This window comes from Cupriavidus sp. CuC1 (assembly GCF_044627735.1).
GTDB classification, from domain to species: Bacteria; Pseudomonadota; Gammaproteobacteria; order Burkholderiales; family Burkholderiaceae; genus Cupriavidus; species Cupriavidus ulmosensis.
The window spans coordinates 1-7,096 of sequence record NZ_JBIUHC010000281.1; the positions used below are offsets into that span (position 1 = coordinate 1).

Here is a 7,096-nt window from a genome sequence, read left to right on the forward strand (position 1 = left end):
CATCGCTGGAAGCCGGCTACCAGCGCCACCTAGCCGCTGCGATCATCACCGTCAAGACGGGTTCGCCGGCCGCTTACCTTTCCTTCACGATGGGTTCACTGGGCGCTTACCTTACGCGGTCGGACTGCAACTCAATCAGTTGAACATTTAGTGGCTGGCAGCCGAACGCATTGACTTCTCATGCGTCATCATCGATTCCCCTTCAGTTCGAGCGATTGGGGCGAGCCAGAAATAACAGGACCGAATCCCACCGATCGCGCGCGATCAGGTTCCAAGTGCCACCTCGCCTCCGGCGCGAACCGCAACGACATTACCTAACTCTCTGGATGCTGGTGCAGCGCTGCCACCCGTAGCGCGGCGTCCCTTGCGCGGTGTTGCGCACGGCAGAGTGAAAGGAAGACACCTGGGACGCCGCCGACGATGGCGGGTCAGGGCTGCGCGCGGTCGACATCGCCGACGCTGGCCGCGCGTAGCCGTTCGACATCCAGAATCGCGATCTCCCCGAACCTGAGGGCGATCACTTGCTGGCTTTCGAGGCGCTTGAGTAGCTGATTCGTGGTCTGGCGCGACAGCGACGCCATCGCCGCCAGGCTGTCCTGCGATATCTTTATCGTACGCCGCGTTGCATTGAGACCGTCATAGCCTTCCGCGATCATCAGCAAGCGGTTGGCCAGGCGCTGCGCGGCGGGCAACAGCGTCAACGCTTCGGCATTCTTGAACGACAGCCGGAGCCTTTGCGCCATCAGGAGCGCCAGGTCGCGCCAGTAGGCGGGCGTCGAATCCAGAAGACCGAGCAGGGCCGCCTCGGGCACGTACAGCAGCACCACTCTGCCAACCGCGGTGGCGTCGTGCGGGCGAGGCAGCCTGTCGAATAGCGAAATCTCCCCGATCCAGGCGGTCGGGCCCAACACGGCCAGCAGCGCTTCCTTGCCGTCGACGCCAACGGTGCCGATCGCCAACGCGCCTTCCAGCACCGCATACAGGCCATCGGCCTGGTCGCCGCAGCAGTACAGCACCTGGCCCTTTTTCAGGTGCACCAGCCTGGCGTGGCTCACCATATAGTCACGCAGCGCCGCGGGCAGGCCGCGGAACCATGACGTGGTTTCGAGTTGGGGGCGGTAGCGGTGTAGCTGGGATTCCATCGACATGTTGACTGTCGGGTAGCCGACAGATTTTACGCCCGGTTCGCATGCATGATGGCGACTCGCCCCTGACAACGCCCCCATGACGCCACCGACCGCAATCGGCGCAGGGTTTCGCTGCAGGTTCGCCTATTCATCGAAAAAGGAGTGTCGACGTGGCCTCATCGGATACCAGCCTGAAGCATGCAGTTTCGCCTGCCGAATGGGAGGCGCGGGTCAATCTCGCGGCAACGTACCGCCTCACCGCGCTGTTCGGCTGGGACGACCTGGTGTTTACCCATATTTCAGCGCGGGTGCCAGGCCCGGAGCACCATTTCCTGATCAACCCATACGGCATGATGTTCGACGAGATCACCGCATCGTCGCTGGTGAAGGTCGATCTGGACGGCCGCAAGGTGTCCGATTCGCCCTACGAAATCAACCCGGCTGGCTTCACGATCCATAGCGCGGTGCACGCGGCGCGCGAAGACGCGCATTGCGTGATGCACACCCACTCGGTCAATGGCGTCGCCGTCTCGGTGCAGGAAGCGGGACTGCTGCCGCTCTCGCAGCAATCATTGGGCGTACTCGCTTCACTCGGTTATCACGACTACGAGGGCATCGCGCTCAATGAGGACGAGAAGCCGCGCCTTGTGTGCGATCTTGGGACCAACACCTACCTGATGCTGCGCAACCATGGCCTGCTGACGGTCGGCGCCACGGCCGCGGACGCGTTTGTCGCCATGTACTTCTTCGAAGCGTCATGCATGATCCAGGTCCGTGCGCAATCCGGTGGATCGAAACTGACGCCGATCGCACAGCCGATCCTCGACGGCATCAGGCAGCAGATCGCGCAGGTGACGCGGGGTACCAGCCCCGGGGCGCTCGTGTGGCCAGGCCTGCTGCGCCGACTGAACCGGATGAATCCGGGCTATGCAGAGTAGGCGTCCATACAGCACGATGACTGCGCAAGGCGAATCATTCAAGACTCCATATGACGAATATCTGCATCTATGGCGCGGGTTCAATCGGCTGCTATCTTGGGGGCCGGTTGCTGGCCGGTGGTAGCGATGTCACTTTCGTGGCACGTGCGCGCGTCGTGGACGTGCTGCGCAGCCATGGCCTGACGCTGTCGCGGTTCGGCGGACAGAGCTGGGTCGTACCACCCGAGCGCATCGACGCATCGACCGACCGCGCCGCGGCCGCCAACGCAGACCTGGTGCTCGTCACCGTGAAATCCGCCGCGACAGCGACCGTGGCGGCGGAGCTGGCGGTCGTGTTGCGCCCCGATACGGTCGTCGTGAGCTTCCAGAACGGTATCGGCAATGCCGACGTGCTTCGCGCCGGCTTGCCGGGAAACACGGTGCTGGAAGGCATGGTGCCTTTCAATGTGGTGGAACGCGGCTCCGGCGCATTTCACCAGGGTTCGGCGGGCGAGTTGGAGATCCGGCGTGCGCCGGAGTTGCAGCCATTCGTCGGTGACTTCGCCAAGGCGGGACTGCCGCTCACGCAGCATACCGACATGTTGACGGTGCAATGGGCAAAGTTGCTCCTGAACCTCAACAATGCCATCAACGCACTGGCGAACCGGCCATTGAAGGAGGAGCTTGCCCAGCGCGCCTATCGCGTATGCTTGGCCATGGCGCAGAAGGAAGCGCTCGGGCTGCTCAAGCGGACCGGCATTCGGCCGGCCAGCCTGACGCCGATTCCGCCTGCATGGATTCCTCGCGTACTGTCTGTACCCGATGCATGGTTCGCGCGTCTCGGGCGCGCAATGCTAACGATCGACCCACTCGCCCGTTCGTCAATGTCCGACGACCTCGCGGCCGGGCGTGCGACGGAGATCGACTGGATCAACGGGGAAGTGGTCAAGCTCGCGCGAAGCGTGGGGCAACGGGCACCCGTGAATAAGCGCCTGTGCGAACTGGTACGGCAGGCGGAGCGCAGCAGCATGCGCCCGTCGTGGTCGGGTGACGCGCTGCTGACGGAGTTGCGTACTGCCGCCGCGGCCCGCGGGGCGGAGTAGGCCCGCTGCTTCGCCCCTTCGCGCCTCCGGTCACAACCGTACCTTGCATGCCGTCTGCGGCAGGCCGCTCACCGGCGAGTGAAATGAGAACAGCCCGCCGGCAAGCGGTTGCCGCTCGCATTCCTCGGCAAAGCCCCTTTCTCGCGGTCGTGACGTAGATGGTCCTGAGGTCGGCTCCCCCGAAGGCTAGCTTGGTGATGTTGCCGCATGGGAAGCGAATGACATCGATCGACCCGCTGCCCCGGGGACCATCGCTCGATCCTCGCCCCGCCAAAGACCGCAATCCAGAGATGGCCATCGGCGTCGACCGCCATCCCGTCCGGCTAGCCCTTGCCGGAGAGGCGGAATCCGGAAAGGGGTGATCGTACCTTTTGTGCGAAAAGTGGCGGTAATCGACCGGAGAGCCGCCTGCAGCAAGGCTCTGCCCCTTCCCGCCTTTCGCACGACCAGAGATATTGCAACTACTTGATTCGCAATAGTTTTTGGGGCGGGACCGCCAGATTTCACACGAAAGGTACGATCACCCCTCCTTCCTTGAGCCAGCGCGTCACGTAACGACGCTGATGCTCGGCCATCGGGCTGAACCCGAGGGCTTGGTAAGCCAGCATCTGATGATCCACCAAGGTATCGGTGCGGCCGTCATAGAGCGCGCCAAGCGTGCCCATATCCGGCGGCCTGATGGGTATCCGCAGCGGCCACTTAAACGACTTATTCTTGTCGCCTCCGTGCGTCTGTCAACGCCCTGCCATCGGAACAGACCACTCAAAACCGGTCTGCAGCGCTATGGCTTGGTGATATCCACGGGAATCAGCACGACAGGGACACTGCCGTGGTTTTCCCACCAATGGTGAACACCGTTCACGCCTTGGGCGATGTTGCCCGCGTGGTGTTCGATCGGCGTCCCGTTGCGTACCTCGATCACGGTGCCTTGCGCGATATACTCCTGCGTTGGACGGCCTACATGGGTGTGCGCCGCAGTGTGACCGCCCGGGGCGATGGTGATCGCCCTCGCCCGAAGTTGGTAGCCCGAACCCGTGGCTGGTGAAGGTGAGGTCGGTCAACACCATCCAGCTCCGCTCAGGAAGCCACTCGCGCCGGACTGGTGGCGACGGTGAACCTCAAGGCGCTGTCCTCGACCGGGCCCTCGCGCAAGCGCTCCACGTCCTTCTCGTAGGCGTGGTCGACGATCCACGGCCCGCGCGTCCCCGCGCGCGGGAACTTCCCCATGCCGCGCTGGACGTATCCGGCCTTCAGGTTATTGGCTGGAACCCGTGTCATGTCCGGGTCGTCGAGCACCGGCTCGACGGTGCGATAGCCGTGCGCGTCCATATGATCGAGCAACCGGCAGAAGTGCTCGCAGACGAGGTCTACCTTGAGCGTCCAGGAGGTGTTGTTGTAGCCGAGAGCGAACGCGAAGTTCGGCACCCCGGAGAGCATCATCGCTTTGAAGAATATGGTGTCCGGGATGTTCAGCCGCTGTCCGTCGACGCTCAGTTGGATACTGCCGAATGGCAGCATGTTGAGCCCGGTCGCGGTCACGACGATGTCAGCGGCCAGCTCCTGCCCTGACTCGAGCTTGATGCCGGATGCGGTGAAGCGATCGATCCGGTCGGTGACGACCGACGCCCGTCCCGACTTGATCGCCTTGAACAGGTCGCCGTTGGGTACGAAGCACAGCCGCTGTTCCCACGGGTTGTAGCGCGGCGAGAAGTGCGTGTCGCAGTCGAAGTGTTTGGGCAGCTGTAGCCGCACGAGGGCGAGGAGCAGCCAACGCATGAACCTGGGGAAGCGTCGGCAGGCCTTGAAGATGGTGCGCTGCAGCATGATGTTCTTTCGCCGCACGATCCGCGAGGCGCGCCTGGGGCCGAGTACCCTGTTCAGGAGGTTGGCGATCACGTCCTCGGCCGGCATAGCGAGGATGTAGCTCGGCGAACGCTGCAACATCGTGATGTGCGCCGTCTTGCCAGCCATTGCGGGGATTAGCGTCACGGCGGTCGCGCCGCTGCCGATCACGACCACCCGCTTGCCCGCATAGTCCAGATTTTCGGGCCAGTGCTGCGGATGGACTACCTGCCCCGCGAACGCCTCGACACCGGCGAACTCGGGCGTGAAGCCCGACTCATATTCGTAGTATCCGGTGCCGAGGAACAGGAATCGCGACATGAACTGGGTCTGCTCGCCAGTGCCGGCGTGCTCGGCAGTGATGATCCAGTGCGCCGCCGACGAGGAGAACTCAGCCGCGAGAACCTTATAGCCGAATCGGATGTGCGGGTCGATACCGTTTTCGGTGACGGTCTCCCGGAGGTAGTCCAGGATGAGATGCCCGTCGGCGATTATCTTGGGGTGTGTCCACGGTTTGAAGCTGTAGCCGAAGGTCGGCATATCCGAGTCCGAGCGGATGCCCGGGTACTTGAACAGGTCCCACGTGCCGCCGATCGAGTCGCGCCCCTCCAGGATCGCGAACGTCGTGCCGGGACGGCGCGCCTTGAGGTGGCAGGCGGCGCCGATTCCCGAGATGCCAGCGCCGACGATAAGGACGTCGAAGTGTGTGCCGTTGCTCATGGAGTCTCCCGCCACCCTAAACCAAACTTCGACTCGAAATCTAGTTTAGCCATTGCGGCGGTGGTATCAAGAGGCCTTTGGCGCCAGTTTGCAGCGTCAGACGGTGACGGTGACCTGCAGGTACGTGGTCGGGATCGAGGTCGTGTTCGGGTCGCTACTGGTGCTCTGGCTCCCGAACAGCTTCCACGAGGCCTTCAAAAGCTCAGTGCAACGTCATGGTAGGAGACCGCGCCAAAGCGGGGGCTGACTAAGCGGCACTGCGGTGGTTTTCTGCTCTGACGATGGAGGGATACCATCGTTCCAAGTGCGATCGGAACTGGTCATTGAGCACGGCCGTTCGGATTTGTAGGAGGTTATGCGCATGCCGGGGCCGCCAGGCCATCTGCTGCCGCTTGACGAACCGCTTGCTGACCACCTGGTTGACGGCAGACTCGACGAACCCTGATGCAATCGGCTCTCCATGCCGATAGCGGTCACCGTAGTTCACGATGAAGTGCCGGTTGTTGTCCAGGTAGCCGATAAATTCCTCGAGCTTGCCGAGGAGCTTGGCCTCCTCGGGACTAGCCTCGGCATCCATATCCCAGCCCAGGCTTTCCAGTCGGCGCAACGCTGGATAGGGGCAGCCGTGCCATAGGTGCCACTTGGCGCCATGCAGCGCCTTGATCATTGCTGCATTGCTCGGGCCGTCGCGGTGCGCCGGCCGGCCCTTGATCATCTGCTCGAGGTTCTGTACCCGCATGGCGATGTGGAACCAATCGAGGACGTACTCACCGCGGTCACCAAAGCCAAGCTGTGCAAACCGTACGGTATCGCCTCCGTCCGACAGGAAGGTGACCGGTTGACTGGGTTGCACACCTTCTCGTAGCAGAAAATTCAACATACGATCGGCCGGCCGGTGCTCCAGCTTGTGCACGTAGGCAAAACTATGGCCGGTATCCTGATCCCGCATTGACTTCCCGACGATCACTTCAAACCAGCCGTCCTGGCGACGCCTGTGTCCCGCCAGCCGAAGGTAGCCCCCGTCAATGCCAACCGCGCGGACCGGACTGGGCTCCGGGATATCGGGCGAACCGACGCTCGCCGCCATCTCCGCCTGCTGCCGGGCATCGGTGGCCTGTTCCACTTCCAGCCGGCGACCGAGCGCGGTGACCTGGCGCCGGATCGAACTGGCCGCCAGCACATGATCGAGCGGCAACACTTCCCGCAGGACGTTGACGGTCAGGCCATAAGACATCAGCGCTGCAAACTTGACCTCGAGATACTGCAGCTCTGGACTGACCCGCTCGGGCAAACAGAGGGCGAGCGGACTGGAGGGTTGGCCGCTATTCGCAAATATGTGAAGCTTCAGATATCCGCGATTACCCACACCGGCAGATTAGGCGAAGCG

At 63.0% G+C, this 7,096-nt stretch carries 6 protein-coding genes and 3 pseudogenes; 3 read left to right on the top strand and 6 right to left on the bottom strand.

Annotation, left to right across the window (positions count from 1 at the left end):
• Positions 1-157 precede the first annotated feature (157 nt).
• Positions 158-312, top strand: a pseudogene (locus tag ACGLHR_RS50070) (IS5/IS1182 family transposase); the annotation flags it as partial.
• 116 nt (positions 313-428) lie between these two features.
• Here ACGLHR_RS50070 and ACGLHR_RS50075 read toward each other — a convergent pair.
• On the bottom strand, positions 429-1,142 hold the full coding sequence (locus ACGLHR_RS50075) for a Crp/Fnr family transcriptional regulator (RefSeq protein WP_400103375.1): 714 nt from the start codon (positions 1,140-1,142) through the stop codon (positions 429-431).
• Between the two features lie 155 nt (positions 1,143-1,297).
• Here ACGLHR_RS50075 and ACGLHR_RS50080 point away from each other — a divergent pair, with 155 nt between their 5' ends.
• Positions 1,298-2,065, top strand: coding sequence for a class II aldolase/adducin family protein (locus ACGLHR_RS50080; protein WP_400103365.1), 768 nt, complete (start codon positions 1,298-1,300; stop codon positions 2,063-2,065).
• A 50-nt stretch (positions 2,066-2,115) separates the two neighbouring features.
• Positions 2,116-3,147, top strand: coding sequence for a 2-dehydropantoate 2-reductase (locus ACGLHR_RS50085; RefSeq protein ID WP_400103367.1), 1,032 nt, complete (start codon positions 2,116-2,118; stop codon positions 3,145-3,147).
• 30 nt (positions 3,148-3,177) lie between these two features.
• On the opposite strand, the pseudogene ACGLHR_RS50090 reads toward ACGLHR_RS50085, so the two are convergent.
• The 5 genes and pseudogenes from ACGLHR_RS50090 to ACGLHR_RS50110 all read right to left on the bottom strand — a co-directional run.
• A pseudogene (locus ACGLHR_RS50090) lies at positions 3,178-3,470 on the bottom strand (SMP-30/gluconolactonase/LRE family protein); the annotation flags it as partial.
• Between the two features lie 180 nt (positions 3,471-3,650).
• On the bottom strand, positions 3,651-3,812 hold the full coding sequence (locus ACGLHR_RS50095; RefSeq protein WP_400103369.1) for a hypothetical protein: 162 nt from the start codon (positions 3,810-3,812) through the stop codon (positions 3,651-3,653).
• Between the two features lie 116 nt (positions 3,813-3,928).
• On the bottom strand, positions 3,929-4,069 hold the full coding sequence (locus ACGLHR_RS50100) for a hypothetical protein (protein WP_400103371.1): 141 nt from the start codon (positions 4,067-4,069) through the stop codon (positions 3,929-3,931).
• Between the two features lie 155 nt (positions 4,070-4,224).
• Positions 4,225-5,709: a flavin-containing monooxygenase gene (locus ACGLHR_RS50105; protein WP_400103373.1), complete on the bottom strand. Its 1,485-nt coding sequence runs from the start codon at positions 5,707-5,709 to the stop codon at positions 4,225-4,227.
• A 247-nt stretch (positions 5,710-5,956) separates the two neighbouring features.
• A pseudogene (locus ACGLHR_RS50110) lies at positions 5,957-7,018 on the bottom strand (ISKra4 family transposase); the annotation flags it as partial.
• Positions 7,019-7,096 lie beyond the last annotated feature (78 nt).